The 26016-nt window shown below is 70.0% G+C and carries 23 protein-coding genes; 4 read left to right on the top strand and 19 right to left on the bottom strand.

Going from position 1 to position 26016, the window contains the following annotated elements:
• Position 1: 1 nt before the first annotated feature.
• The 6 genes from AC1RAA_RS10830 to AC1RAA_RS10805 form a co-directional block, all read right to left on the bottom strand.
• Positions 2-820: an ABC transporter permease gene (locus tag AC1RAA_RS10830; protein WP_492729504.1), complete on the bottom strand. Its 819-nt coding sequence runs from the start codon at positions 818-820 to the stop codon at positions 2-4.
• Complete coding sequence (locus AC1RAA_RS10825; RefSeq protein WP_492729506.1) at positions 817-1650, bottom strand: ABC transporter ATP-binding protein; 834 nt, start codon at positions 1648-1650, stop codon at positions 817-819. Before AC1RAA_RS10825 ends, AC1RAA_RS10830 begins: the two co-directional genes overlap by 4 nt.
• 13 nt (positions 1651-1663) lie before the next feature.
• Complete coding sequence (locus AC1RAA_RS10820) at positions 1664-2650, bottom strand: ABC transporter substrate-binding protein (RefSeq protein WP_492729508.1); 987 nt, start codon at positions 2648-2650, stop codon at positions 1664-1666.
• A 61-nt stretch (positions 2651-2711) separates the two neighbouring features.
• Positions 2712-3575, bottom strand: a complete 864-nt coding sequence (locus AC1RAA_RS10815; protein ID WP_492729510.1) for a creatininase family protein — start codon at positions 3573-3575, stop codon at positions 2712-2714.
• A gap of 19 nt (positions 3576-3594) precedes the next feature.
• A complete protein-coding gene (locus AC1RAA_RS10810) occupies positions 3595-4863 on the bottom strand; it encodes an amidohydrolase family protein (RefSeq protein ID WP_492729512.1) in 1269 nt (422 codons plus the stop codon).
• 178 nt (positions 4864-5041) lie between these two features.
• A complete protein-coding gene (locus AC1RAA_RS10805; protein WP_492729514.1) occupies positions 5042-6259 on the bottom strand; it encodes an MFS transporter in 1218 nt (405 codons plus the stop codon).
• Positions 6260-6370: 111 nt separating this feature from the next.
• Between AC1RAA_RS10805 and AC1RAA_RS10800 the strand changes: the two genes are divergently transcribed.
• Positions 6371-7309 carry a LysR family transcriptional regulator gene (locus AC1RAA_RS10800; protein ID WP_159275093.1) on the top strand — a complete coding sequence of 313 codons (939 nt, stop codon included), beginning with the start codon at positions 6371-6373 and terminating at the stop codon, positions 7307-7309.
• Between the two features lie 18 nt (positions 7310-7327).
• Here the strand turns inward: AC1RAA_RS10800 and AC1RAA_RS10795 are convergent, their stop codons facing one another.
• The 3 genes from AC1RAA_RS10795 to AC1RAA_RS10785 form a co-directional block, all read right to left on the bottom strand.
• A complete protein-coding gene (locus AC1RAA_RS10795; protein ID WP_062470962.1) occupies positions 7328-7960 on the bottom strand; it encodes a TetR family transcriptional regulator C-terminal domain-containing protein in 633 nt (210 codons plus the stop codon).
• A gap of 292 nt (positions 7961-8252) precedes the next feature.
• Positions 8253-9101, bottom strand: coding sequence for a PhzF family phenazine biosynthesis protein (locus tag AC1RAA_RS10790; protein WP_492729516.1), 849 nt, complete (start codon positions 9099-9101; stop codon positions 8253-8255).
• 31 nt (positions 9102-9132) lie between these two features.
• The gene (locus AC1RAA_RS10785; protein ID WP_492729518.1) at positions 9133-9762 is read right to left on the bottom strand and encodes a LysE family translocator; all 630 of its coding nucleotides are present in this window, start codon (positions 9760-9762) and stop codon (positions 9133-9135) included.
• Between the two features lie 127 nt (positions 9763-9889).
• On the opposite strand from AC1RAA_RS10785, the gene AC1RAA_RS10780 reads away from it, so the two are divergent.
• The gene (locus tag AC1RAA_RS10780; RefSeq protein WP_492729520.1) at positions 9890-11236 is read left to right on the top strand and encodes an aminotransferase-like domain-containing protein; all 1347 of its coding nucleotides are present in this window, start codon (positions 9890-9892) and stop codon (positions 11234-11236) included.
• A gap of 13 nt (positions 11237-11249) precedes the next feature.
• On the opposite strand, the gene AC1RAA_RS10775 is transcribed toward AC1RAA_RS10780, so the two are convergent.
• The gene (locus AC1RAA_RS10775; protein WP_492729522.1) at positions 11250-12791 is read right to left on the bottom strand and encodes an amidase; all 1542 of its coding nucleotides are present in this window, start codon (positions 12789-12791) and stop codon (positions 11250-11252) included.
• A 21-nt stretch (positions 12792-12812) separates the two neighbouring features.
• Complete coding sequence (locus AC1RAA_RS10770) at positions 12813-13817, bottom strand: Bug family tripartite tricarboxylate transporter substrate binding protein (RefSeq protein ID WP_492729524.1); 1005 nt, start codon at positions 13815-13817, stop codon at positions 12813-12815.
• Positions 13818-14004: 187 nt separating this feature from the next.
• Between AC1RAA_RS10770 and AC1RAA_RS10765 the strand changes: the two genes are divergently transcribed.
• Positions 14005-14910 (top strand): LysR family transcriptional regulator, encoded by a 906-nt coding sequence (locus AC1RAA_RS10765; protein ID WP_062470965.1) that lies wholly within the window; start codon positions 14005-14007, stop codon positions 14908-14910.
• Positions 14911-14931: 21 nt separating this feature from the next.
• On the opposite strand, the gene AC1RAA_RS10760 is transcribed toward AC1RAA_RS10765, so the two are convergent.
• The 4 genes from AC1RAA_RS10760 to AC1RAA_RS10745 all read right to left on the bottom strand — a co-directional run bounded on the left by AC1RAA_RS10760 (position 14932) and on the right by AC1RAA_RS10745 (position 19040).
• A complete protein-coding gene (locus tag AC1RAA_RS10760; RefSeq protein WP_070059833.1) occupies positions 14932-15954 on the bottom strand; it encodes a Bug family tripartite tricarboxylate transporter substrate binding protein in 1023 nt (340 codons plus the stop codon).
• An 85-nt stretch (positions 15955-16039) separates the two neighbouring features.
• Entirely contained in the window at positions 16040-16723 is a 684-nt protein-coding gene (locus AC1RAA_RS10755) for a hypothetical protein (protein ID WP_095744436.1), read from the bottom strand.
• Between the two features lie 117 nt (positions 16724-16840).
• On the bottom strand, positions 16841-17689 hold the full coding sequence (locus AC1RAA_RS10750; protein ID WP_492729526.1) for an acid phosphatase: 849 nt from the start codon (positions 17687-17689) through the stop codon (positions 16841-16843).
• A 22-nt stretch (positions 17690-17711) separates the two neighbouring features.
• Positions 17712-19040 (bottom strand): porin, encoded by a 1329-nt coding sequence (locus AC1RAA_RS10745; RefSeq protein WP_492729528.1) that lies wholly within the window; start codon positions 19038-19040, stop codon positions 17712-17714.
• Positions 19041-19462: 422 nt separating this feature from the next.
• Between AC1RAA_RS10745 and AC1RAA_RS10740 the strand changes: the two genes are divergently transcribed.
• Positions 19463-20191 (top strand): Crp/Fnr family transcriptional regulator, encoded by a 729-nt coding sequence (locus AC1RAA_RS10740; RefSeq protein WP_082817968.1) that lies wholly within the window; start codon positions 19463-19465, stop codon positions 20189-20191.
• A 13-nt stretch (positions 20192-20204) separates the two neighbouring features.
• Here AC1RAA_RS10740 and AC1RAA_RS10735 read toward each other — a convergent pair whose 3' ends face one another.
• From AC1RAA_RS10735 to AC1RAA_RS10720, 4 genes are read right to left on the bottom strand one after another with little or no spacing between them, the layout of a single operon-like run.
• Positions 20205-21251 (bottom strand): AraC family transcriptional regulator, encoded by a 1047-nt coding sequence (locus AC1RAA_RS10735; RefSeq protein ID WP_492729530.1) that lies wholly within the window; start codon positions 21249-21251, stop codon positions 20205-20207.
• A 21-nt stretch (positions 21252-21272) separates the two neighbouring features.
• Positions 21273-22268: a Bug family tripartite tricarboxylate transporter substrate binding protein gene (locus tag AC1RAA_RS10730; protein WP_492729532.1), complete on the bottom strand. Its 996-nt coding sequence runs from the start codon at positions 22266-22268 to the stop codon at positions 21273-21275.
• Positions 22269-22320: 52 nt separating this feature from the next.
• Positions 22321-23652, bottom strand: coding sequence for a DUF1254 domain-containing protein (locus AC1RAA_RS10725; RefSeq protein WP_492729534.1), 1332 nt, complete (start codon positions 23650-23652; stop codon positions 22321-22323).
• The gene (locus AC1RAA_RS10720) at positions 23649-26009 is read right to left on the bottom strand and encodes an arylsulfatase (RefSeq protein WP_492729536.1); all 2361 of its coding nucleotides are present in this window, start codon (positions 26007-26009) and stop codon (positions 23649-23651) included. Before AC1RAA_RS10720 ends, AC1RAA_RS10725 begins: the two co-directional genes overlap by 4 nt.
• Positions 26010-26016 lie beyond the last annotated feature (7 nt).

Here is a 26016-nt window from a genome sequence, read left to right as displayed (position 1 = left end):
TTCAATCCTGGGAAAGTTCGCTCGCGTGCCACGAGCCCAGCGCCACCTTGGTGAGCCAGGCCATCAGCACGAAGAGCGCGACACCGGTGAGGGAGATGAGCAGCAGGGCCGCGAACATGCGCGGAATGTTCAGCTGGAAGCCCGCCTGCAGGATCTGGTAGGCCAGCCCCGCGCCCGAGCCGCCCGTGCCGGCCACGAACTCCGCCACCACCGCGCCGATCAACGCCAGGCCGCTGGAGATGCGCAGCCCGCCGAAGAAGTAGGGCAGCGCGCTCGGAATGCGCAGGCGCACCAGCTGTTGCCAGCGCGTGGCGCGGTTCAGCTTGAAGTAGCTCTGCAGGTCGGGGTCGATGCTGCGCAGGCCCAGCGTGGTGTTGCTGATGATGGGAAACAGCGCCACCAGCGCCGCGCACACCGTCATGGCCGCCACCGGGTTCTTCACCCAGATGATGATCAGCGGCGCCACGGCCACGATGGGCGTGACCTGCAGCAACACCGCGTACGGAAAGAGGGCGGTCTCGATGCGCTTGCTCTGCACGAACAGGAACGAGATCAGCACGCCCGCCACCGTGGCCAGCGCGAACGACAGCATCGTGATCTTCAGCGTGACCAGGAGCGCGCTGCCCAGCGGTGCCCAGTCGGTCACCAGCGTCTGCACCATCAGCCAGGGCGAGGGCACGAGGTAGGGCGGCAGTTCCATCGCCACCACCATCCACTGCCACAGCGCGATCAGCACCACGCCGATGAGCACCGGATAGAGCACGCGCTGCACGCGTGGCTGGCTCAGCAGGGGCGCCGCGGGTTTCGTCGCTGCCTTCATGGCGCGGTCTCCTCTTCTTCTGTGGTGCTGGCGCGCAGCAGGCTGTCCTGCAATTGCTTCGCGTGGCGCGCGAACCCGGGCGTGACCATGAAGTCGGCCTGGCGTGGGTAGGGCTCGTCGATCTGGAACTGCTCGACCACGCGACCCGGCCGCGCGGCCATCATCACCACGCGGCTCGAGAGGAACACCGCCTCGTGGATCGAGTGCGTCACGAAGATCACCGTGAGCTTCTTCTTGCGCCACAGCTCCAGCAGGTCGGCGTCGAGCTTGTGGCGCGTGATCTCGTCGAGTGCGCCGAAGGGTTCGTCCATCAGCAGCAGGTCGGGCTGCGTGACGAGCCCGCGCGCGATCGACACGCGCATCTGCATGCCGCCCGACAGCGCGCGCGGCAGCGCACTGGCGAACTTCTCCAGCCCCACGAGCGCGAGCGATTCCGTCACCCGCGCGTCGGCCTCCTTGCGCGGCACGCCGGCCAGGTCCAGCGGCAGCCGGACATTGGTCTGCACGCTGGCCCACGGCATCAGCGTGGGCGACTGGAACACGAACGACATCTTGTGCGGGCAGTCGTGCAACTGCGCCACGGGCTTGCGCCACACCAGCAGGCGCCCGTCGCTGGGTTCGAGCATGCCCGCCACCATCTTCAGCAGCGTGCTCTTGCCGCAGCCCGAGGGGCCCAGCAGCGTGACGAACTCGCCTTCGGCGATCGACAGGTCCACCGGCAGCAGCGCCTGCGTGCCGTTGGGGTAGGTCTTCTCGGCCGAGAGGATTTCGACGGCGGGCACGGCGGGCGCCACCGGCGGCACGAGGGTGTGGGGTTCGATGCGGTTCATGGCGCGGCGAGATTCAGGGCAAGACCTTGGCTTCCTTCACGAACTCGGTCGTGTAGGTTTTTGCGAGGTCCACCTTGGCCGGGTCGAGCAGCTTGGAAGCCACCAGGAAGTCGTAGCTCGCCTTGGCGCGCGCATCGGTGATCACGCCGATGCCGAGCTTGGCCGCGTCGCCGCCCGTGACCATGCCCATCTCTTTCAGCTTGGCCACGCTGTAGGCCAGTTGGTCGTCGGTCATGTTGGGGTTGTCCTTCTTGATCAGCGCGTTGGCCGGTGCCGGGTCGGCCAGGTAGCTCTTCCAGCCTTCGGCCGAGGCCTTCACGAAGGCCGCGACCTGCTTGCTGCGCTCCTTCACCGTCTTGTCCATGCACGACACGGTGACCGCGTAGGAGGGGTAGCCGTGGTCGCTGAACATCAGCACCGTGCTCTTCACGCCGGCCTTCTGGATGGCGTAGGGCTCGGAGGTCAGGTAGCCCTGCTGCGCGGTGTTCGGGTCGGCCACGAAGGGCTGGATGTTGAAGGTGTAGGGGCGCGTCTGTTCGTCCTTCAGGCCGAAGCGGGCCTTGAGCCATGGCCAGTAGCCGCGGTTGGCCTGCGCGCCGATCAGGAGCGTCTTGCCCTTGAGGTCCTCGAACTTCTTGACGTCGTCGTGCGCGATCAGCACCTGCGGGTCCTTCTGGAAGAAGGCCGCCACGTTGACCACGGGCACGCCGCCTTCGCGCACCTGCATCATCTGGATGTCGCTCGATCCCATGATGCAGTCGGCCTGGCCCGCGGCCATCATCTGCGTGATGTTGACCTGCGGGCCGCCCATGCGGATGGTCACGTCCAGGCCGTGCTTCTTGTAGATGCCCTGCGCCACCGCCTGGTAGAAGCCGCCGTGCTCGGCCTGCGCGTACCAGTTGGTCATGTAGGTGAACTTGTCCTGGGCCTGTGCGGGTGCAACGGCCGTGAGGAGCGAGAGCGCGGCGGCGCCGGCCAGGGAAAGAGCGAAGGAACGCATGGTGGGAACCTCTCGAAGGCGGGATGAAAAAGAAGAGTGAAGCCGTTGCAAGGAGCGCGCCTCAGGCCGGCACGAACGACTGCTGGATGAAGCCCTGCTGGTGGCCGCGCTCCCAGGTGGCTTCCTCGCGCACGACCCAGCGCAGCGCATGAAGCTCCGTCAGCGCCTGGGCCCAGCTGTCCGAGAGCGTGTCCAGGATTTCCAGGCCCTGTTCGCGCGTGGCGCTGGTCGGGTCGCCGATCACGCCGCTGGGGCCGAAGTCGCGCGCGGTCCAGGCGCAGGCCGGGCGGCCGTCGGCCGACAGCAGCTTGATCGGGAAGGGCGGCGGAAAGTTGACCACCGCGCGTTCCATGTGCACGGTGTCGGGCGCCAGCGCGAGCATCAGCGCGGTCTCGGAATGGCCTGCGTGCATCGCGAGCTTCTTCTCCTGCTCGCTCACCTGCCGGCTCGCCGCGCTGGGCAGGCGCGACACGCCGTGCGGCACGATCACGAAGTCGCCATGGCGCAGGCGCAGTTCGCGCGCCGCCATCTCCAGCACCTGCGGCTGGCCGCCGTGCCCGTTGGCGAACAGCAGCTTGCGAAAGCCCGAGCGGTACACCGACTCGCCGATCTCGATCACGGTCGACAGCAGCGTGGTGCCCGTGAGCGTCACCGTGCCGGGAAAGTGCAGATGCTCTTCCGACTTGCCGTAGGTGATCGGCGGCAGGGCAAAGGCGCGCACCTCGGCCGGCAGTTTCTCCAGCGCCTTGCCCATCACGCCCGAGGCGATCACGCTGTCGACCGAGCACGGCAGGTGCGGGCCGTGCTGCTCGATCGCGCCGCACGGCAGCACGATGACGGTGTTCTCGCGGTCGGGCAGCGCGGCGATTTCGGTCCAGCTCAGGTAGGGCAGGAAGCGGTGGGGCGGGATGTAGCCGTGGAGCATGGGGGTCCTTGCGTGTTCTTTATTCAGGGAAGAAAGGCGATGCATCGCCGTGCGTCACGCGGCCGTCGCGCAGCACCACGCGGGCGGCGCTGCGCGAGGGCCAGCCGTGGCGGTCGGCCTGCGTGAACAGCACCAGGTCGGCTTTCGCGCCGACCAGCGTGGGCGTCGTGGTGGCGGGCGTGCGTCCAAGCCAGTCGCTGCGGCACAGCGCCTGCGACCAGGTGTCGAAGGGCTCGTCGAGCTGCGCGACCAGCGCAGCCGTGCCCAGTGCCTCGACCGGGTCGAAGCTGCCGAGCCGGCAGAACGGGTCCTGCACGTTGTCGCTGGCGAACAGCAATGGAATGCCGCGTGCATGCGCTTCCTTGACCAGCGTGATGCCGCGCTGGCGCGGCGTGCGCCCGGTGACGGCGTCCTGCAGCAGCAGGTTGGTGGCGGGCAGCGACACCACGGTGATCGGCGCGCGCGCCACGGCGTCCAGCGTGGCGAAGGCCTGCGCCTCGGGCTGGGCCGCCAGCGCGCAGAGGTGGCCGCAGACCACGCGGCCTTCGTAGCCGATCTCGCGCAGGAGGCGCGCGGTGGTTTGCAGGCCCACGGCCGAGGCGTCGAGTTCCTCGTCCACGTGCAGGTCGATGTCGAGCTCGCAGGCCTGCGCCGCCAACAGCAGGTTGCGCAGCGCGTTCTCGCTCCAGTTGGTGGAGTGCACGAAGCCGCCGAGCAGCGCGTGCGCTCCGGTGGCCTTCACCTGCCGCGCCAGGCGCAGCGCCTGCGACGCGTCTTCGAACAGGGGCAGCTTGATGAGGGCGACCTGCTCCAGCCGCACCCGGCCGGCCCATTCCTGCGCCAGCTCGGCCATGACGGGCCAGGCGATGGGCAGCGCGTCGGGCTCCCACCAGTCGACGTGCGTGCGCACATGGGCGGTGCCGCATGCCCAGGCCCATTGCAGGCCGCGTGATGCACGTTCGTGCACGTCGGCGGGCGTCCAGTGCACGCGGTCGGCCAGCATCGCGTCGATCGCGCCGAGCAGGCCGGGCTGCACCTTTTGCATGCGCGCCAGCGTGAACGCCTTGTCCAGGTGCGTGTGCGCGTCGACGAAGGCGGGGAGGGCGAGCGTGCCGGCGAGGTCCCAGCCGGCGCCCGGCGTGATGTCCCTCGCGGGCTGCACCGACCGGACGCGGCCGGCTTCGATGCCGATGCGTGCGAGTTCGGGCACACCGTGGCGCTGCGGCCAGTCGGCGGGCAGCAGCCAGCGCGGCAGCCGTGCGTTGTCCAGCAGCGCGGGCGCGTTCATGCGAAACGGGCCTCCGCCGGGCCTGCGGGGGCGCTGGTTTCCATCGACAGACGGCAGGCAACGCGGACGTGCATGAATTTGACCAATCAATCAGAGCAACTGGTCAGGTTATGCAAGCGACGTGCCAGTCCGGGTGCACCGGACTGGGGAGGCGGGCGTCAGCCCGCGACTGATGCGACTACGTTGCCTGGCGCGGCCAGAGCCGCACCGCCAGCGCGGCGGCGGCCGTGGTGGTCGCCAGCACCGTCACGCCGGCCCAGCCCCAAGAAGCGAGCACCAGCGCGCCCAGCGCCGAGCCGGTCGCCATGCCGATGAACATGCTGGTGAACAGCACGGCGTTGAGCCGGCTGCGCGCACCGGGCTCGATGCCGTAGACGATCGTCTGGTGGGCGATCAGCGCCGCCTGCATGCCCAGGTCGAAGCCGATCGCTGCGAGTGCCAGCAGCCACAACTGCGCATGCGGCGTCATCAGCGGTGCCAGACCCATGGCTGCGAACGACACCAACGCCAGCCCCGCGCCCAGGCGCGTCACCAGCTCCGGTCCGCGCCGGTCGGCCAGCCGTCCGGCCAGCGGCGCCGCCAGCGCGCCCGCCGCGCCGGCCAGGCCGAAGGCGCCTGCCGCCGCGCTGCCCAGATGGAAGGGCGCGCCGTGCAGCATCACGGCCAGCGTCGACCAGAAGGCGCTGAATCCCACGGCCAGCAGCCCCTGGGCCAGCGCCGCGCGGCGCAGCGTGCCGTGGCGCGACCACAGCGTGCCCAGCGAGCCGAGCAGGGCGCCGTAGGCCAGGTGCGTGGTCGGCCGAAAGCGCGGCAGCCCGCGCCAGGCCGCGGCGCCGATGAGCGCGATGCTGGCCGCGGCCGCGATGAACATGGCGCGCCAGCCGAAGTGCTCGGCCACGAAGCCACTCACCACGCGCGACAGCAGGATGCCCAGCAGCAGCCCCGTCATCACCGTGCCGACCGTCTTGCCGCGCGTGGCGTCGGGCGCCAGCGTGGCGGCGGCGGGCACGAGGTCCTGCGCCATCGTGGCTGCCAGCCCGATCGCGAGGCTGGCCGCCAGCAGCACGCCGATCGACGGTGCCGCGCCGGCCACCAGCAGTGCGGCGCACAGCGCACCTGCCTTGATCAGCACGATGCGGCGCCGGTCGAAGCGGTCGCCCAGCGGCGCCAGCAGCAGGATGCCCAGCGCATAGCCCAGTTGCGTGAGCGTGGGAATGAAGCCCACCGCGTGGGTGGAGGCGCCGATGTCGGCGCCCAGCACCCCGAGCATCGGCTGGGCGTAGTAGAGCGAGGCCACCGACAGGCCCGCGCCGGCGGCCAGCAGCAGGATCAGCGAGGCCGGCAGGCCGTGCCCCGGCGCGGAGGCCGGTGCATGCGTGGTTTGAATGGAAGACATGGTGTTAACCCTCGATTATCGAAGCAAGGGTTGGAATGTGCCCGCTGGGGGCTTGGCTTGGTAGTCCCGTGGATCGCACAATGCCCATACGCCAAACGCATAAATAAGGCCATGTCCACGTCCCCTGCTGTCGACCGCATCGAGCTGATGCAGACCTTTCTTCACATCGTCGAGGCCGGCAGCCTGTCGGCCGCCGCGCTCCAGATGGGCGCGACCCAGCCCACCGTGAGCCGTCGCCTGCAGGCGCTGGAGCGCTCGCTGGGCGTGCGGCTGCTGCGTCGCTCCACGCACGCCATGAAGCTCACGGAGGATGGCGAGCGCTGCTACGAGCGGGCCCGGGAGCTGATCGCCGACTGGCACGCCTTCGAAGCCGATCTGCGCGGCGTGGGCGACGAGCCCGAGGGCACGCTGCGCGTGGTTGCGCCGCATGCGCTGGGCCAGCTGCTGCTGGTCGGTCCGCTGGCCGAGTACCTGCGCGCCTATCCGCGCGTGTCCGTCGAATGGCTGCTGAACGACCGCCGGCCCGACTTCATCGCCGAAGGCGTCGACTGCGCGATCCAGGTCGGCGAGATGACCGACGCCATGGCCGTGGCGGTCAAGGTCTCGGAGGTTCCGCGCGTGGTGGTCGCCGCGCCTTCGCTGCTGGAAGGACGATCACCGCCTGCGCACGCAGCAGAACTGGCCGAGCTGCCGTGGCTCGCGCTGCGCACCTTCTATCGCAACGAGGTGCTGCTCACGCACCGGCCGACCGGCGAGATCGCGCGCGTGCCGATCCGTCCACGCATGAGCACCGACAGCCTCTATGCGCTGCAAAGCGCGGCGCGCATGGGACTGGGCGCCTGCCTGGGCTCGGCCTGGCTGCTGAACGAGGACATCGCCGCCGGACGGCTGGTGCAGCTCGTGCCGCAATGGCATGTGGCGCCGCTGCCCGTCTACCTGACCTACCCGCACGCGCGCTTCCAGCCGGCGCGCCTGCGCCGCTTCATCGAGATGATGCGGCTTGCGTTGGCCGACCCGACGGGCCAGGTCTGGGAGGCGCGCGTGGGCTGAGCGAGGGCGGCGCGGAACTCAGGCCTTGATGCCGCAGCCGCCCAGGACGAACGCCACGAGTTCGCGCGCGATCGGTTCGCGGTCGATCGGCGCCTCGGGCGGCAGGCCGAGCATCACGCGCGTCTGGATCGCGTAGTCGGCGTAGCTCTGGGTCATGGCCCAGATGTGCATCAGCAGCAGGCGCGCATCGAGCGGGCGCATCTGCCCGCGCGCGATCCAGCCGTTGATGATGTCGACCTTCTTCTGCGTCCACGCCTGCGCGTTGGGCCAGTAGCGGTCGAGGTTGCGTCCGCCGTCGAGCACCTCGCGCGTGAAGATGCGCGAGATCTCCGGGTTGTCGAACGCGTGGTCGAGCTTCTTGCGGATGTAGTCGCCCAGCACCGTGGCCGGGTCGCTGGCGTCCTCGAACGAGAACACCACCTTCCACGCATGCAGCACCTGCATCAGCAGCTCTTCGTAGAGCTCTTCCTTGCCGGCGATGTAGTAGTGCAGCTGGGGCTTGGTGAGGCCGGCGCGCGCGGCGATGGCCTGGGTGGAGGTGCCCTTCAGGCCGTGCAGGCTGAACTCGGTCACCGCCGCCGTGCGGATGGCCGCCATGATGCGTTCGCGTCCCGGCCTCGCGCGCGACAGCGGGCCGTCGGGGGCGGGCATTTCTTGGGCGATGGCAGGGGGCACGGGGGCGGTGGCGACGGTCATGGGCGTGGGAGGCGCGGCGTGCGCCCGGCCGATGGTAATCCTTGGCCCGTGGCCCTTTCTTGCGATGAGTGCGCCTGCGCCTTTCTCGATGGGCGATGAAAGGTGACAGCGGTCGGCATCGAGGCGTTTCCCTGAGCTACTTTTTTTCTTCCCCTTGCCTCTACCAGCGCCGAACCGCTGTCGAAAAGTAGTGTGCGCAACGCAGGTGAAGTCAGAGTGAAGTCTGTGCAGGCCTTGCGTGAACGGATCAGAGATCGTCCAGTTCGCCCTTGACGTGCGTGCGCGTGTCGCCGCCGACCCAGACCTGGCCGGCGTCGTCGCGGGTCAGGTGGATGCGGCCCTGCCGGCCCAGGCGCGTGCCCTGCGCGGCGACATAGTCGTCCCGTGCCACGCCCGTGGCGAAGAGCCACTGCGCGAGCGAGGCATTGAGGCTTCCCGTGACGGGGTCTTCGACGATGGCGCCCAGATGGTCGGTGAAGAAGGCGCGCACTTCGAAGGCCGCGTCACCGCCCTTCGCATGAGGGCCGACCACGCCGACGTCGATGCGGGTGGGCCAGCGTCGGGCCGGCTCCAGAGACAGCACCTTCTCGGCCGAGGCCAGCCGAATCCCCAACCATCCGGGACCGTTGTCGATCCAGGCCGCGTCCTCGATGTCGTCGGCTTCGATGCCCAGCAGCCGCCGTGCATCGTCGAGTTCGACCGGGGTCGGCGCGCCCGAGCGGATCAGCGGCGGCGCGGCGAACGCGAGCCGTCCCTGGTCGCGCCGGATCTGGACCAGCCCCGCGCCGCACTCCTGCGTGATCACCGTGGCTTGTTGTCTGGGCGCGCCCTGGCCCGACAGCCAGGCGTGGCAGCTGCCGAGCGTGGGGTGCCCGGCAAAAGGCATCTCCCGGTCCAGGGTGAAGATCCTCACGCGGTAGTCCGCCTCCGGATGCGTGGGTGCGAAGACAAACGCGGTTTCCGAGAGGTTGAACCACCGCGTCAGCTGCTGCATGTCGTGCGTGGCGAACGCGTCGGCGCCGGTGACGACCGCCAGCGGATTGCCCGAGAGCGGGCCGGCGCCGAAGACGTCGACCATGTGGACGGTGATGCTCATGAGCGTGGTCTTTCGCTGGGATTCATCGAGTTCAGTTCTGCGAGGCCAGCAGCTTGAGCCCTGCGGCCGCAAACACCGCCGAGAGCACGCCTTCGATCCAGCGTCGCAACCTCGCATACAGCGCGATCATCGACGCGGTCGAAAAGACGATCGCATAGCCGCCGAACACCAGGATGCCGAGACACACGCAACCGCCCACGATGGCCGGCAACCCACCGGCGGGTGTGTCCTGGCGCACGCCGAGCGAGATGATCGCGATCCACGACATGATGGCCTTCGGGTTGCCGATGTGCATGAGCACGCCCTGGCGGTAGAGGGTGCGGTAGCGCAATGCGCCGCGTTCCGCGCTGTTCTTCACCGCGTCGGCGCCAGGTCGCATGGCGGACCGGCCCGCGCGAAAAGCCAGGTACAGCAGGTAGAGGCCGCCGGCGATCTTGAGCACGACAAGCGCTTGCGCGTACGCGGTCAGGACTGCGGAAACGCCGGTCGCCGCCAGGATCGCCCAGAAGAGCGAGCCCGTGACAACGCCGGCCGCAAGTGCGAGCGCGGGGCGGCGGCCGTCACGCATCGCGGTGCCCATGATGGCCATGTTGCTCGGCCCCGGACTGGCGGTGGCGATGAGGTACGTCCCGTAGACGAGTGCGATCTGGCTGACGGCCATGCGGGTGCTCCAAAACCAAGGGGTGTCTTCAGCGGCCTTCAGCGCGATGGAGGCCGTGCAGTGAAAGTTACACTATTGAGATATTCAAAAAGTGTCACGTGACACTTTTATTTGCGAGGCCGCGCACATGCTCCTTCGATCCTCCTGGACGCCCCGTCTGGCAAGCAACGGCACGAACGCCACCGAGCGGGTGGTGCTGGCCCTGGCCGACGACATCGTCGAGGGGCGGCTCGCAGGTGGCGATCGCCTGCCTGCCCATCGGGACCTGGCGAAGACGCTGCAGATCGGCCTGGGCACCGTGACGAAGGCCTATGCCATGCTGGAGCGCAGGGGCCTGACGCGCAGCGTCAAGGGCCGGGGAACCTTCGTGGCGATCCATCAAGCGCACGGCGACCGGCAGATCGATCTGTCGTCGAATGCGCCGCCGGCCGCGCTCGGTGCGCGCGTGCTGGCGCGCACGTTGACGGGCATCGCGCGCAAGATCGACGCGGATCACTTCAACCTGTATGCGCCACCCGGCGGGCACCTGGAACATCGCCGCGTTCTCGCTCGCTGGCTCGAAACGATCGGCCTGGCCGTCGATCCGTCGCAGCTGGTGCTGACCAGCAGCGCACGCCAGGCGCTGTCGCTGGCCTTCGAGCTGGTGTGCGGACGGCAAGGATTGCTGCTCACCGAACGGATCACCTATCCCGGCGCCCTCGCGCTGGCCCGGCGCAAGGGGTGTCGCATCCAGGGCGTCGAGATGGATGCGGAAGGGATGGTGCCGCAGGCGCTCGCACAGGCGCTCGACGGCGCGGCGCCCGCCGGTGACACGGCGGTCTACCTCACCCCGACGCTGCACAACCCGACGACAGCCACGATGAGCGCGAAGCGACGGCGGGCCATCGTGGCGGTGTGTCGCCGCGCGGGCGCCTGGATCATCGAAGACGGCGTGTACGCAGCGGCCTCCGACGGCTTGCCCCAGCTGGCCACATTGGCGCCCGACATCGCGTTGCATGTGAACGGGCTCTCCAAGTCGCTCGGCCCGGGATTGCAGGTCGGCGTGCTGGCACTGCCGCCCGAACTGTGCGGTCCGGCGCAGGAGCTTCTGCAGGATGTGCCCATGGCGCCGTCGGCGTTCTCCTGCGCGGTGGTCGATGAATGGCTGGCCACCGGTGTGGTCGCCTCGGTCCAGCGCGATCTGCGCCACGAGGCCCGGCGGCGTTCCAGGCTGGCCGTCTCGCTGCTCGGTGCCAGCGAACTGGTCTGGCATCCCGATGCCTACAACGTCTGGCTGCCGATGCGGCGCGATGCCGCCGAGGGTGTCGTGGCCGCGGCGGCGCAAGCCGGCGTGAAGCTCACCCCGCCGCAGACCCTGATGGCGAACCCGAAGGACAAGGCGAGTGGCCTGCGGATCTGCCTGGGCGGCCCCGGCTTCGACGAGCTGACCGGGGCCCTGGCACTTCTGGCCACCTTGCTGAAGCCAGGCGCCTGACGCGGCGCGGACCTCAGACGACCGGTGCCGGGGCGCCGTCGGTGGGCACGCTGGCGTGCCGGTCGTCGGGCGGCGCGGTCACGATCGAGTCGAGGGCGGGCTCGGCCTTGCGAAGGCGTGCGAGATCGGGCCGTGGCCGGCGCAGCCGCGGGTCCGGTGCGAAGGCCTGTTCCATCGCCTGCGCGGCCGACAGCAGCGCGAGGTCGCCGCGAAAGCGCCCCACCACCTGCAGGCCGAAGGGCATGCCGCGCTCATCGGTGCCGCACGGCAGGCTGATCGCAGGGTGGGTGGTCAGCGTCACGACGTAGGTCAGTGCGAGCCAGCGGTAGTAGTTCTCCTGCGGGCGGCCGTCGATCTGCAGCGCATGCGACTGCGTCCAGGCAAAGGGCGAGACCGGTGTCGTGGGCGAGAGCACCAGGTCGTAGTTCTCGAACACCTTCTGGAAGCGCTGGAGGATGCGCGTCTGTTCCGTCTGCGCCCAGGCTGCGTCCGGCAGGCTCATGCGCGCACCCATCTCGTAGTTGCTGCGCGGGTTCGGGCCCAGGCTCTCGGGGGCGCGTTCGTAGGTTTCGCGCATGCCGGCGACGAAGGCCTCCGCACGCAGCACGTCGAAGCAGCGGTGCACCTCGCCCAGGTCGAAGCGCACCTCGTCGCAGGCCGCAAAGAGCCCGCGCATGGCGGCCATGCGGTCGTGCATCGTCCGGCGGATCGACGGGTCGACATCGCACAGGCCGAAGTCGGTGGTCCAGGCCACGCGCAGGCGCGACAGGTCCAGCGGTGCGGGCCGCGCAAAGGCCGTCGCCTCCAGCGGATAGCTCAAGGGATCGCCCGGATGCGGGCCCGCCGTGGCCGCGAGCTGGAGGCAGGCGTCGGCCACATCGCGGCCCATCGGACCGACCACCGAGATCGGCGACCAGCCCAGGCTCTTGCGCACGCTGGGCACGATGCCCGGCGACGGCCGCAGGCCCACCACGCCGCACTTGGCGGCCGGGATGCGCAGCGACCCGCCGGTGTCGGAGCCGGTGCACACCGGCAGCATGTCCAGCGCCAGCGCCGCGGCCGAACCGCCCGAAGAACCGCCGGCGTTGAGGTTGGGGTCGAAGGGATTGCCCGTGGCCCCCCAGACCGGATTGCGGCTGTTGGCGCCGGCGCCCATCTCGGGCACGTTGGTCTTGCCCACCACGATCGCGCCGGCGGCACGCAGGCGGCGCACCAGCTCGATGTCGTTCGACGGCACGTGGTTGCGCAAGGCGGGGGTTCCCATGGTGGACAGCAGGCCCGCCGTCGGCTCGAGGTCCTTGACGCCCAGCGGCAGGCCGTGCAGCAGGCCCAGCGGCTCGCCGCTCTTCACGGCCCGCTCCGCCGCGCGGGCCTCGGCGCGGGCGCGCTCGTAGCAGGTGGCGGTCACGGCGTTGACGAAGGGGTTGAGCTGCTCGATGCGCGCGATGCAGGCCTCGAGCAGCTCGACCGGCGAGAGGGCGCGCGTGCCGATCAGCCGTCGCAGTTCCACGGCGGAGAGTTCGACGAGATCGGAGGAGGAAGAAGGTTGGGTCATGGCTTTCGGAATGTGCCGCACTCAGTCGGCCTGGATGTTGGCGCGTCGGGCGACGGCGCGCATGAGCGGAAGTTCGCGTTCGATCTGCGCGAGCGAGGCGGCGGCGCCGGCGAAGGCCGGCTCCGCGCCCTGGGCCTGCAGGGCGGCCTGGGCCTGGGGCGTGGCGACGATCTTGGCGAGTGTCTTCTCCAGCCGCTCGCGCACCGGCGCGGGGGTGCCCTTCGGCGCCACGACCATGATCCAGGTGTCGGCATCGACCTCGGGGTAGCCTGCCTCGGCGAAGGTCGGGACCTGCGGCAGCTGCGAAGAGCGCTGCCGGGTGGTCACGGCGATCGCCTTGACCTTGCCGCCCTTGAGCTGCGGAATGGCGGCGGTGACGGTGTCCACCGAGAACGGCACCTGGCCGCCGATCAGGTCCGTCATGGCCGGCGCGCTGCCCCGGTAGGGCACGTGCATGATCTTCGCGCCCACCGCCTGCAGGATGATCTCGCCGGTGAAGTGCGAGGACGTACCCGTGCCGAAGGACGCGTACGAGTACTTGTCGGGCGCTGCGCGCACCGCGCTGGCGAACTCCTTGACGTTGCCGATGGGCACGTTCTTGTTGGCCAGCAGGATCAGCGGAATGCGCGCGACGATCGCGATCGGCTCGAAGCTGCCCAGGGCGTCATAGGGCAGGTTCGGGCGGATGGCCGGGTTCATCGTGAGGGTCGAGCCCGAGCCGAGCAGCAGCGTGTAGCCGTCGGGCGATGCCTTGGCCACGAACGCGGCGCCGACCGCCGTGCCGGCGCCGGGACGGTTGTCGATGAGCACCGGCTGCCCCAGTTCCTCCGACAGGCGCTGGCCGACCAGGCGTCCCACCGTGTCCGCACTGCCGCCGGGCGGGTACGGCACTACCAGCGTGACGGGGCGCGTCGGGTAGGCCGGTTGTGCCATGGCGGGCAGGGCCGTGCCGAGGCAGGCGGCCAGGCCCGCGAGGACGGCACAGCACCAGCGCCGATGCGGCGCTTGCGAACGGGGAGCGTTCATTGACAGGGTCCTTCCGTAGAGCGAAGAGAAGAGGGGGAGGGGAAATGCTGGGGCACGCCCTGCGGTGTAGCAAGCACAATGATTGGAAGGTTGCGTTGCTGCTGGCGCAACGCAGACCACGCCGATGAAACCTCCCACTTCCAAGCCTCCCGCCCCGGCTCGCACCGGGGCGCGCACCGAACGCCCGATCAACCAGCGCGTGCTCCAGGAGGAGTCGATGCGCTACTTCCTGGAGGTGGCGCGCGTCGGCTCGGTCACCGAGGCGGCCGTGCGGCTGAACGTGGCGCCGTCGGCCGTGAGCCGCCAGATCGGCCGCATCGAGCGCGAACTCGACACCCTCCTGTTCGAGCGCCGCGCCCGCGGCATGGCGCTCAATTCAGCCGGCGAACTGCTGGCGGCGCACGCGCGCCGGGCCTGGCTCGACATCGAGCGCGTGACCGACGACATCCTCGCGCTGCGCGGCCTGCGCAAGGGCGAGGTGCGCGTGGCCGCGACCGAGGGCTTTGCCTACGAGTTCCTGCCGGCCCTGGTGGCGGCGTTCCAGGCGCGCTGTCCCGGCATCCGCTTCTCGCTCGACATGTGCGTGCAGCGCGAAGTGGCGCGCCGCGTGCGCGAAGGCCTGGTCGACCTCGGCGTGACGGTGAGCCTGGGCTCGGAGCATGGCCTGGACGTCGAGATCCGGCACCCCTCGCCCGTGTGCGCGGTCATGGCGCCTTCGCATCCGCTGGCCGAGCGACGGCAGGTGTCGCTGGCGCAGGTGGTCCACTACCCGCTCGCGCTGCCGGCCCCCACGTCGACGCTGCGCCAGCTGCTCAACATCAGCTGCGCCCGCCAGCGCCTGCCGCTCGAGGCGGCATTGACCAGCGACCACCTCTACCCGCTGGTGCACTACGCGGCGCACGGCCAGGCCGTGACCTTCTGCGGCGAGCTCGCGCTGCGCCAGCAGCTCGAGAACGGCACGATCGTGGCGCGCGCCTTGCGCGACCGCGAGATGAACGAGCGGCATTTCGAGGTGCAGAGCATGGCCGGTCGGCGCCTGCCCGATGCGGCGCGCGCTTTCGTCGAGCACCTGCGCGAGGTGCTCAGCGCCTGATGCGAGGCGCGCCGCCGAAGCTCAGTCGGCCGTGATGTTGTTCGCCTTCACGACGGCGCCCCACATCTTGTACTGGTCGCGCGTCATCGCGCCGAGCTGCTCGGGCGAGCCGCCACCGGGCTCGTCCCCGCGATCGACGATGCTCTTGACCACGGTCGGCTCCTTCAGTGCCGCGTTCATCGCGCTGTTGGCCTTCTTCACGACCTCGGGACTCAACCCGGGCGGCCCGTACAGGCCGATGAAGGAGATGATGCTGAAGTCCTTGATGCCGCTTTCCGCGGCAGTGGGCACGTTCGGCAGCATCGGCGAACGCTTGTCGCTGGTCACCAGCAAGGGCCGCAGCTGGCCCGACTTCACGAACGGCGCGACGACGGAGGTGGCGTCGAACATGGCGTCGAGGCGCCCGGCCATCAGGTCGACCATTGCCGGGCTGCTGCCCTTGTAGGGCACATGGTTCATCGCCGGGTTGCCCAGGCGCTCGCGCAGCAGTTCCATGGTGACGTGGATCAGCGAGCCTGCGCCCCCCGTTCCGTAGTCGATGCCCTTGCCGCTCTTGGCACGCGACTTCACCTCTTCGGCGAACTGCGCGTAGGTCTTGATCGGCGACGTGGCGGGCACCACCAGCACCAGCGGCGACTGCAGCATGATGCCGATGGGGGTCATCTTTTGCGGATCGACGATGCCGAGCTTGGTGTACACGTGCGGCATGATCGTCATCGAGCCGTTGCCCACCAGCAGCTTGTGGCCGTCCGGCGGCGCCTTCATCAGTTCGACGGACGCGATGTTGCCGTTCACGCCGGCCTTGTTGTCGATGACCACGGGCTGGCCGAGCGCGCCCTGCATGCCGTTCGTCAGCACGCGGCCGGCGAAGTCGGTCTGCCCGCCGGGCGGGAAGCCGATCAGCAGCGTGATCGATTTGCTGGGCCAGGCCGTCTGTGCCCACGCGGGGCTTGCCCCGAAGGCGCCCAGGCCGAGTGCCGCGGCACCCAGGCAAAGAAGCAGGCGCCGCGGCGCTGCACGAAGGGGCTGGGTGGCTTGGATCATGAAGTCCTCCGATGGGTCGTCTGTGGCAAATCGCAGCGCGCCCGCCCGTGGATCGACGCACGGGCCGGGGCGCTGCCCTGCGGGCTCAGTTCACGGCGAAGCAGTACATCAGGCCGGCACTGCCGCTTTGCTTGAGCTGGTCGACGCTGCAGCCCCGCGTGCCGTGGGACGCGTTCCACGAGGCGTTGGCGACCGGGTCGGGGTTGGTGCCCTTCTTGTCGTGGTGGCCGACGATGGCCGAGCCGTCGACGCTGCGCGTCCAGTTGCCGCAGGTGGTGTCCTTGCCGGCGGCGGCCGGTGCGAGCGTGCCGTCGGGGCGCGAGCCGGTGAGGATGTCGTGCCGGTTGACCGGGTCGCCGAAGCCCGAGACCACCTCGCCCTTTTCGGTCAGCGAGGTGTCCTTGCCGAGCTTGGCGTTCGCGCTGTGCAGGTCGGCCACGCTGGTGGCCACGACCACGCCCTTGGCGTTGCGCCACGGCCCGGCGCCGATGCGGTCGCGGGCGTTGACGGCGGGCTGGCCGCCCGCTTCGGTGGCGCTCAGGTAGGCGCGCCAGGTCTTGCCGCCCGCACCGGCGCTGGCGGCCAGCGCCTGGCACTGGCGGTCGGCGCCGGCCAGGCCGCCGAGGTCGCCGCCCTTGCCGGGATTGGCACTCGTGATGAAGAAGCTCATCGGGTTGGCGTCCTTGCCCGAAGACATGGCGCCGCATGCAGCGAGGAGTGCGACCGCCGAGGCCGCGGCACCCCATGACAGAACGGAACGATGGCGCATGCGAGGTCTCCTTGGAGTGGTTGGAGTTGGCGAGGCTACCCGCTTCGCACACGCAGCGTTCCCCTCGACAACCCGCACACACGCTGGCCGTGGGCGAGGTGGTCGGGGGGCGCGTGCTCAGGGCGTCAGCACCGCGGAGCCCGCGATCGCATTCGCCTCGGCCGCGCAGTCGGCGGCAGGCGGGGCGCTGTCCGGGCGGCTGCGCGCCTGCGCGATCTCGTTCTTCGCCGCGCTCATCTGCGCCGTGAACACCGGGTTGGCATGCAGCCGGCCCACGGTGGCCGCGCCGATCAGGCGTCCCGCCTCGATGTCGCTGCGCCAGTGCACGCCGCAGATGGCGCGGCTTTGCGCGAAGGCGCGGCCGCGCTGCAGCAGCGCGTCCGCGCGCTCCGGCGCGAGCTCCGTCAGCACCAGGGCCCAGGCCCAGCCCAGCGCCGAGTGCCCGGAGGGGTAGGAGCCGTCCTTGGCCAGGTGCGCCTCTTCCTTCGGCGTGCAGCTGGCGGCCTTCAGCGCCACGAAGGGCCGCGTGCGCTGGTACTTCTCCTTGGCCTTGTAGGTGGCGCCGCCGGCATCGGCCAGCGTGCGCCGCAGCAGCATGTTCAGGTGCGGCGTCTGCTGCTCCGAAATGCGCACGCCCAGCGCACAGGAGAAGGTGGAGGCCGCCTCCGGAAAGCGCAGGTTGGCATCGCGCACCGCGAGCGCGCCGCGCGGCGAACCCTGCAGCGCTGTGAGGCTGCGGAACGCGGCGACGTCGGCCGCCAGCGCGGCCGAGTTCGCCTCGGGCGGCGGCGGCAGCAGCGCCAGGCTGTCGGGCATCTCGGCCGAGGCCAGGTAGCCCTTGAGATAGCCCGACCCCGGGCGTGTTTCGCCGACGTCGGCGGCCGAGGTGGTCGGCGCGGGCGATGTCGCGCAGCCGCCTGCGAGCAGGGCCGCGATGAGCAGCGGCGACAGGTGTTTCAAAGCCATGGGTACCTCTTTTCGCATCGGCTCAGAACGCGTGGCGGATGCCGAAGTCGTAGCCCATCGACGAGCGCGGCGCCCAGCCCGCGGTCTGCGCGGTGCCGCCCGTGAGGTAGGCGGCCGAGCCGCCGGTGATGGCGCCCATCACGCCGGGGTTGTTCCAGCCGTCCTTGATGCGGATGCGCGACACCGAGGCATACAGCGCGGTGCGCTTGGACAGGTTGTGCACGTAGCCCAGCGAGATCTGGTTGGCCGTGGTGTCGCGGTTGCCGTTCAGGCCCCACAGCAGGCTGTTCAGGTCGGTCGCGGCCGGCGCGCCGTTCTTGTACTTCACCGAGGCGTACGACGCGCGGATGAGGCCCGGGCCCACGGGCACGGTCACGCCCAGCATGTAGCCGTTGTACTTGTCCTTGCGCGTGGCGGTGTTCATGAACGGAACCGCCAGGCCCGGCAGGTTCTGCAGCGTGCCGGTCTCGTTCTTGTCCTGCACGCGCGAGACCTCGGCGAACAGCTTGGCGGGGCCGAAGTTGTACGACGCGCCCAGGTTCAGCGCGTTGATCTTGCGCTCCTGCGTGGCGGTCGCGATGCCCAGCGCGTTGAGCGTGGTGCTGTCGGCGGCCGTGCTCTGGCCGTAGGCCAGGGCCAGGTCGAGCGGCCCGCTGGCATAGCCCAGGCGACCACCCACGTAGCGGCCCTTGGCCGACGGCGTGCCGGGCTGGTCGCTGCGCTTGGTGTTCTCGTGCAGCGTGTACTGCAACTGGCCGTAGACGCCGCCCAGGTTCGGCGGCAGGAAGTAGCCGATCGAGTTGCCGGTGCGGATGTAGTTGTCGGTCGCGGCCACGACGGAGCCGGGGCCGGCGATGGCGGCGATGCGGCTGTTGATGTTGGCAATGAGGTTGGTGCCCACGCCGTTGGTGCCGAAGGGATCGAAGACGGTGTCGTTCCAGAAGGTCGCGGCGTAGTCGCGGCCCAGGCGCAGTTCGCCGAACGGGCCCGACAGGCTCATCGTCGAGCGGCGGTTGAAGTTGGTGATGCCCTTGGCGCCGTCGTCGTTGGTGATGCCCGACTCCAGCCAGAAGCTCGCCGCCAGGCCGCCCCCCAGGTCCTCCGTGCCGCGAAAGCCGACGCGGCTGCCCGCATAGCCCGAGTTCGACAGCGCGGTCTGGCTCGTCTTGGCACTGCCGCCCGCGGCGTTCGCCGGTGGCAGTGCGAAGGGGTTGGGGCTGTGGTACGTGCTCTTGGACGTGTAGCGGCTGATGCCGACGTCGACGATGCCGAACACCGTGACGGACGATTGCGCCGATGCAGTACCGGCAGTCGCGAGAAGGGCCAGTGCGGCGAGGGAGTGATGTTTCATGGCAGGTCTTGCTTTGCTTGCTTCTTCAGGGGTGAACGAGTCCGCTGGTGCGCATCGCTGCGTTCCAGGGCTCGGGTGTTCCGAAGGGCGGGTGCCCTTCGGGGACTTCGGGGAAAAGGGGGCGGCCTCTAGCCGCGCGCGCAGGGCGTGTGGCCGCGCATCACGGCATTCGCATCGCGTCGCGCGAGCCGCGCATGCCGCGCAGGGGTCTCGTCGTTCGCGCGTTGCGTCGCATGGGCGACGCAAGAAGCCGGATCAACGAACGCGCCGTGGTGCTGCGAAACAGCGGCAGGCGTGCAGGCAGGGAACGTGCATGTCTCACTTAGGGAGTTCCTCGTTGTTCTTTGATTGGCCAGTCCTATGATAGGAATCGCTGCTCTTCGAATCCGTCAACCAGGCAACAGTTTTTGCTGAGTCATCCCATGGAATACCCGCAACCCGTATCGCAGAGCACAAGGGAAGAGATCGAGCACGGGCTGAGCACGTGCGCGGTGTTTCTCGATTGGCCGAAAGACCGGCTGCGCGAGTTGGCGAACGCCGCGCGCGCCAGGCACTACCGGCGCCGCACGCCGCTCGTGAGTCGCGGCAACCACCAGCGGGAGGTGTTCGTGATCGTGTCGGGCTCGATCGAGATCGCGGCCACCAACGCGGCCGGCGACAAGTACATCCTCTCGGTGCTCGGGGCCGGCCAGATCACGCGCATGGTGCACCTCATCGACGACATGCAGCCCATCTTCGCCTTCGATGCGCGCGCCGATTCGCACATCATCCACATCCCCGGTGCCGCCATGCGGCGCATCCTCGATGCGGAGCCGGTGTTGTGGCGCAGCATCGCCCAGACCATGCTGCGGCGCTATCGCATGAGCGCCGAGATCCTGCAGGACCAGGTGCTGGGCTCGGTGCGCCGGCGCACGGCGATCACGCTGCTCAACATGGTGTATCGCTACGGGGACGCGAGCGGCGCGCCGTGCGACACCGAGCTGCGCGTGTCGCAGACCGACCTGGCGAACATGCTGGGCGTGTCGCGCCAGACCGTCGGCAAGGAACTGGCGCAGTTCAAGGACGAGGGCGTGCTCGGCTGCAACGAGGGCTACCGCCTGGTCACCGTGGTCGACCTGCCCCGGCTGCACCGCATCGCCGCGGAAGACTGAGCCGAGGCCTCACTCAGCACGGCGCGCAGGCCAGGCGGTAGGCGTGCGGGCTGGTGCCGGTCCAGCGCACGAAGGCGTGCCGGAAGTTCGCGGCCTCGCTGTAGCCCAGGCGCTCCGCGATCTCCTCGGTGGTCATGCGGGTCTTGCGCAGGTACTCGATGGCCAGCCGCAGGCGCACCTCGTTGAGGATCGACCGGTACGTGGTGCCGTGCGTGGCGAGCCGCCGCCGCAGCGTGCGCGGCTCCAGCGCGAGCGTGCGGGCCATCGACTCGATGCTCGGAAAACGCCACGGCATCTGCTCCACCAACTTGCGGCGCACCGCCGCGGCGATGCCACCGGCATGCACCAGCCCGGCCACGAACTGCTGGCAGCTCTCGCTGGCCATGGCGTGCGTGAGCGGATCGTGCAGGCGCGGTGCGCGCGTGCACCAGGCCTCGTCGAACTGCAGCGCGTTGTCGGGCTGGCCGAACTGCACGGGGCACTGGAACCACGCCTCCCAGACGCCCGCGCCGTGCTCGGGCGCGGGGCAGGCCAGGCGCAGGCCCGTGAAGCCGAAGCCATCGCCGTAGAGGTCGCGCGCCAGCGTCAGGTGGGCCGCGAAGGTGAAGGCCAGCGCAAAGCGGTAGAGCGGGTCGCACGGGTCGGGCGACACCAGCACCTCGAAGCTGCAGGTGCCGGGCGCGCGCACGGGGTCGTGGTGCATGTCGGCCAGCGGCCCGATGGCGCGGCGGTAGGTGATGGCGAACTCGATCAACGCGCTGAAGGTGGGGCTGCTCTGCAGCGCATAGCCCCACATGCCGTAGGCCGTGAGGTGCATGCGCGCGCCGGCACGCAGGGCCACCGTCGGGTTGCGTGCCAGCGCGAGCGCATTGCGCAGCACGGTCACCGTCTGCGCATACGACACGCGCGTGCCGGGCGCGCGCAGCGCGGCCTCGTCGAGCTCGCTGCCGGCCAGGGCCTGTGCGGCGGGGATGCCGTCCGAGGCCAGCGTGGCGACGACCGCGGCGATGCGCTGCGGGGTGTACACCCGGGGTTCGAAATCGGGAGGCGGGTGATGCACGGTTCTCGAGAAGCGGCGCAATCAGTCCAGCGTGACGCCCGTGGCCCGCGTGAGCTTCAGCGACACGGGCAGGAACGCCTTGTACGCCGCCGAGGCTTCGGCCGGCGTGTTGCCGATGGGCTCGGCGCCCATGTCCTCGATGCGGCGCTGCACCTCGGGCTGCTTCACCACCGCGGCGACTTCGCGGCTGAGCTTCTCGACGACGGCGTCGGGCGTCTTGGCGGGCACCAGCAGCGAGGTCGGCGCCATGAGCATGAACATGTCGTCCTTGTAGCCCTGCTCGGCGAAGGTGGGCACCGTGGGGGCGGCCTTGGCGCGCTGCGCGCCCGGCACGGCGATGGCGCGCAGCTTGCCGGCCGCGACGTAGGGCTGGAAGGTGCTGATGGAACCCACGGTCATCTGGATCACGCCGCTGAGCAGGTCGACCGCCATCGGGCTTTCGCCCTTGTAGGCCGCGTGCAGCGTCTGCGTGCCGTAGGTCTTGTCCATGAAGACCTGCATCTGGTGCGGCTGCACGCCGGGGCCCCAGGAGCCCATCGCGTACTTGCCGGGCGCCTTGCGCGCGGCCTCGACGAGGCCCTTGAAATCCTGCGCCGGCACCGAGGGGTGCACGACCATGATCGTGCGCGTGCTCGCGATGTCCGACACGTGGCGCAGGTCGGTGCGCGGGTCGTAGGGCAGCTTCTTGTACAGCGCCAGGTTCGCGGCGATCGGGCCCGGAACCGACAGCAGCACGGTGTAGCCGTCGGGCGCGCTCTTGGCCACGTAGTCGGTGCCGATGATGCCGCCGGCGCCGCTGCGGTTCTCCACCAGCACGGGCTGCTTCAGCCGCTTGGCGAGCCCGTCGCCCACCAGCCGCGCGAGCGCGTCGGCCGAGCCGCCGGCCTGGTACTGGACGATGATGCGGATCGGCTTGCTCGGGTAGTCGGCCTGCGCCAGGGCGGCGCCGGCTGCGAGGTGGAGCCCGACGATGCACAGGCCGGGCGCGCGCAGTGCGCGGAAGCGGGAACGGGTCATGAAGTGAGTGCCTTTCGGGTGGGGGACGGTGCTGTCGATGCGGTCGGTTCGGTCAGGGCAGGCGCTTCAGCGCAGGCGGCGCCCAGCGCCCGTCGAGCACCGGCGCCTGCGGCACGTACAGGCGCAGGTTCATGCTGAAGGGGCCGGCGGGCGCGGGCAGCCAGTTCGGGGCCTTGGCCGGGCCCGGCGACGCATGCTGGATGTGCAGGTCCAGCGAACCGTCGGCGTTGAAGGCGAGCGCGTCGCGGTCGCCGATGGCGTAGCGGTTCAGCGCGTTGTCGACGAAGAACTGGTCGGGGCCGTACAGCGTCAGCGACCAGAACGCATCGGCCGGCGGCAACTCGTGTGCGTCGAAGTGCAGCACATAGCGCGCAGTGCCCGACAGCGGCTGGCCCTCGCTGTCGCAGACCGAGCGCGGGTACATCGCCTCTTCGCGCGGCAGGGCGCCCAGGCCGGCGTAGGCGACGAAGGCGCGCGCCAGGTAGTCGTTGCCGTAGACGCCCACGTTGCTGCCGAGGCTCCAGCCGTTGCGCACCATGCGCATCGCCGGTGCGCGCTCGAGCATGCGCCGGTAGGCATCGGGCGCGGCACGCGTCAGGGCGCGTTGCACGGCCTCGGGGGCTTCGGCCAGTGCGAAGCCGCGGCCGGGGACCAGGCCGATGCGTTCCATGCGCAGCAGCAGCGCACCGTCGGTGGCATGCGGCGGGTTGCGCTGGAGCAGTTCGGCGAAGAGCGCGAAGAAGTCGCCGGCGCCGAGCGCGGCCACCTGCTCGACGGGCGGGCGCATGTCCACCGCCGGGTCGACGTGGCCGGCGGGTGGGTCATGGGGCTGGCCCCACGCCGACAGCGGCACGGCCTCGAAGCCGGCCTGCAGTGTGTGCACGTGGGCATAGTCGGCCGCGCCGTTGGTCTGGATGCGCCCGACGATCCAGCCCACATCCGTCGGGCTCACGATGGCGCGCACGCCCTCGGGCAGCGTGCCTTGCCAGCGCGGGCCGACGAGCGCGAAGTGGCCGCCGCCGTTGCCGTTGGTGCGCGTGCCCAGCGTGGCGAACACGTCGGTCCACAGGTCGTAGAACGGAATGACGTGGTAGCGCTCGCCCATGTCCGGCAGCGTCAGCACCAGCGGCTCGTCGCCGACGTCGTACCAGATGTTGGAGTACAGCGTGTCGGCGTTGGGACGCACCACGTCCTTGAAGCCGGCGTCGGGGTAGGTGGGCACGTGCACGAAGCGGTTCATCGGCCCGCGCACGCGCGCGCCGTCGGGCTGCGCGACGTTGGTGGCCACGCGGCGCGTCAGCTCCATCACCACCATCGGATAGGCGTAGGTGTAGGCCTCGATGCCGATGGCGTAGGCGTCTGCTTCAGTGATCAACGTGCTCACGACTGGGCCTCCGCATAGCGCAGCCAGACATCGTGGATCTGCCCGTCGAAGCCGAACGGCGCACGGTCGAAGTACTCGGCCGCCACCGGCGAGCCCAGGTCGCAGCCGACGTCGAAGGTCTCGCAGGCCGAGAAGATGGCCGTCACGGTCACGCCGATGTCGCACGCCGCCACCTGCGCGCCGTCGACGCGCAGCACGGCGCGCGCGGGCCGCTGGGGCGCCGTGCCGTCGCTCATCGTGAACTCGACATCGATCGCATGGCGTCCGGCGGCAACGCGCGCGGGCGAGCGCGCCTTGAAGCGGTACATGCCGAGCATGTTGTATTCGTAGGCCAGGTGGCCGTCGTCCAGGTACAGGCAGATGCCGCCGTTGAAGCCGCCCAGCGCGAACAGCACGCCGCTCGCGCGCTCGCCCAGCGTGGCATCGACGGTGGCCGTGTGGCTGCGCGTCTTGATGTTGGGCGCGCAGTTCTCCGGAATGCGCGTGATGTCGCCGCTGAAGTGCCACGAGGTATGTCGGGGCGCGATGCGGTGCTGCGGCTTCAGCGTCAGGTGGTAGATCGCGCCCAGCGGATAGACGTGGTTGATGCCCGCCTGCACGGCGAACATCTCCTTCATCTGCGCCAGCTTGGCGGGCTGCGCCTGCGCCAGGTCGTGCGCCTGCGCGTAGTCCTTCGCGACGTGGTACAGCTCCCAGACGTCGTTGTCCGGGTCCCAGGTGGCCAGCCCGGGCGCGGCGCCCGCGACCCACGGAATGCGCGGGCCGAACACGCCCGCGGTCCAGCCGTCGTGGTGCACCATGCGGCTGCCCGCCACCTCGAAGTACTGCACGCCCTTGCGGCCCTCGGCCTGCGGATGGGCGAAGGTGTAGGCCATCGAGATGCCGTCCAGCGAGTCCTGCCGCACGCCGTTGAGCTCGACCGGCGGCGTGATGCCCAGGATGTCGTAGAGCGTGGGCGCGATGTCGTTGACGTGGTGGAACTGCGAGCGCGGCGTGGTGTCGGGCCGGATGCCGCGCGGCCACGACACGACCAGCGGCGTGCGCGTGCCGCCGAAGTGCGCGGCGATGAGCTTGGTGCTCTGGAACGGCGTGGAGCCGGCCCAGGCCCAGCCCGCGTGGTACATGTTGTCGGTCTTGCGCCCACCCAATGCGTCGAGGCCGCCCAGGCCTTCCAGCAGTTCGAGGTGCTGTGAGATCTTGGTGGAGATGCGGTTCTGCGCCAGCAGCTCGACCACCGTGCCGTTCTGTCCTTCGGCGCTGCCGCCGTTGTCGCTGAACACGAAGAACACCAGCGTGTTGTCGCGCAGCCCGAGCTGCTCCAGCTCGTCGACGACCTTGCCGATCTGCGCATCGGTGTGCTCCAGGAAGCCGGCGTAGACCTCCATCAGCCGGCGCTGGAACGGGCGCTCGGCCTCGGGGATGCTGTCCCAGCTGGCGAGCGTCTCGGGCCGGGGCGTGAGCTCGGCGCTCTCGGGGATCCAGCCCATCTCCTTCTGGCGCGCGAAGGCGCGTTCGCGGTAGGCGTCCCAGCCGTCGTCGAACTTGCCCTTGTACTTGTCGGTCCATTCCTTGAAGACGTGGTGCGGGCCGTGCACCGCGCCGGGCGCCCAGTACATCAGGAAGGGCTTGTCGGGCGTGATGGCGCGGTGGCGGCGCAGCCAGCCGCAGGCCTTGTCGGCCATGTCCTCGCTCAGGTGGTAGCCCTCGTCGCGCGGCGGCTCGATGAGCGTGGTGTTCTCGACCAGGCGCGGCTCGTACTGCGAGCTCTCGCCGCCCAGGAAGCCGTAGAAGTGGTTGAAGCCGTGGCCGGTGGGCCAGCGGTCGAAGGGGCCCATCTGCGTGGTCAGGTTGGCCGGCGTGTTGTGCCACTTGCCGAACGCGGCCGTGTTGTAGCCCCAGGCCCCGAGCACCTCGGCCATCGTGCCGGCGCTCTTGGGAATGACGCCCACGTAGCCGTCCCAGTCGGTGGCGTACTCGGAGATGTGGCCGTAGCCCACGCGGTGCGCGTTGCGCCCCGTCAGCAGCGACGCGCGCGTGGGCGAGCACACGCCGCAGTTGTGGAAGGCGTTGTAGGTGATGCCGCTGCCGGCCAGCCGCGTCAGCGTGGGCGTGTGGATCTCGCCGCCGAAGGTGTCGGGGTGCGCGAAGCCGGCGTCGTCGAGCATCACGATCAGCACGTTCGGTGCGTCGTCGCGCAGGTGCGGCACCGCCTTGCGCCGCTCGTGCGTGGACTCCGACAGCTTGCGCCCCGCGATGCTGGCGCTGGGCGGCGCGTCGAAGGGCAGGTGGCCGCCCTGGCCGGGCAGGGTGTTGAAGCCGCCGAGCGTGGCGGACGGGTTGGATTTTTCTTGTGTCATGGGGGTT

The sequence above is a fragment of the Variovorax sp. GW823-FHT04F07 genome, assembly GCF_058795995.1.
The sequence above is the reverse complement of the archived record's forward strand: the minus strand, read 5'-3'. Positions and strand labels throughout refer to the sequence as shown.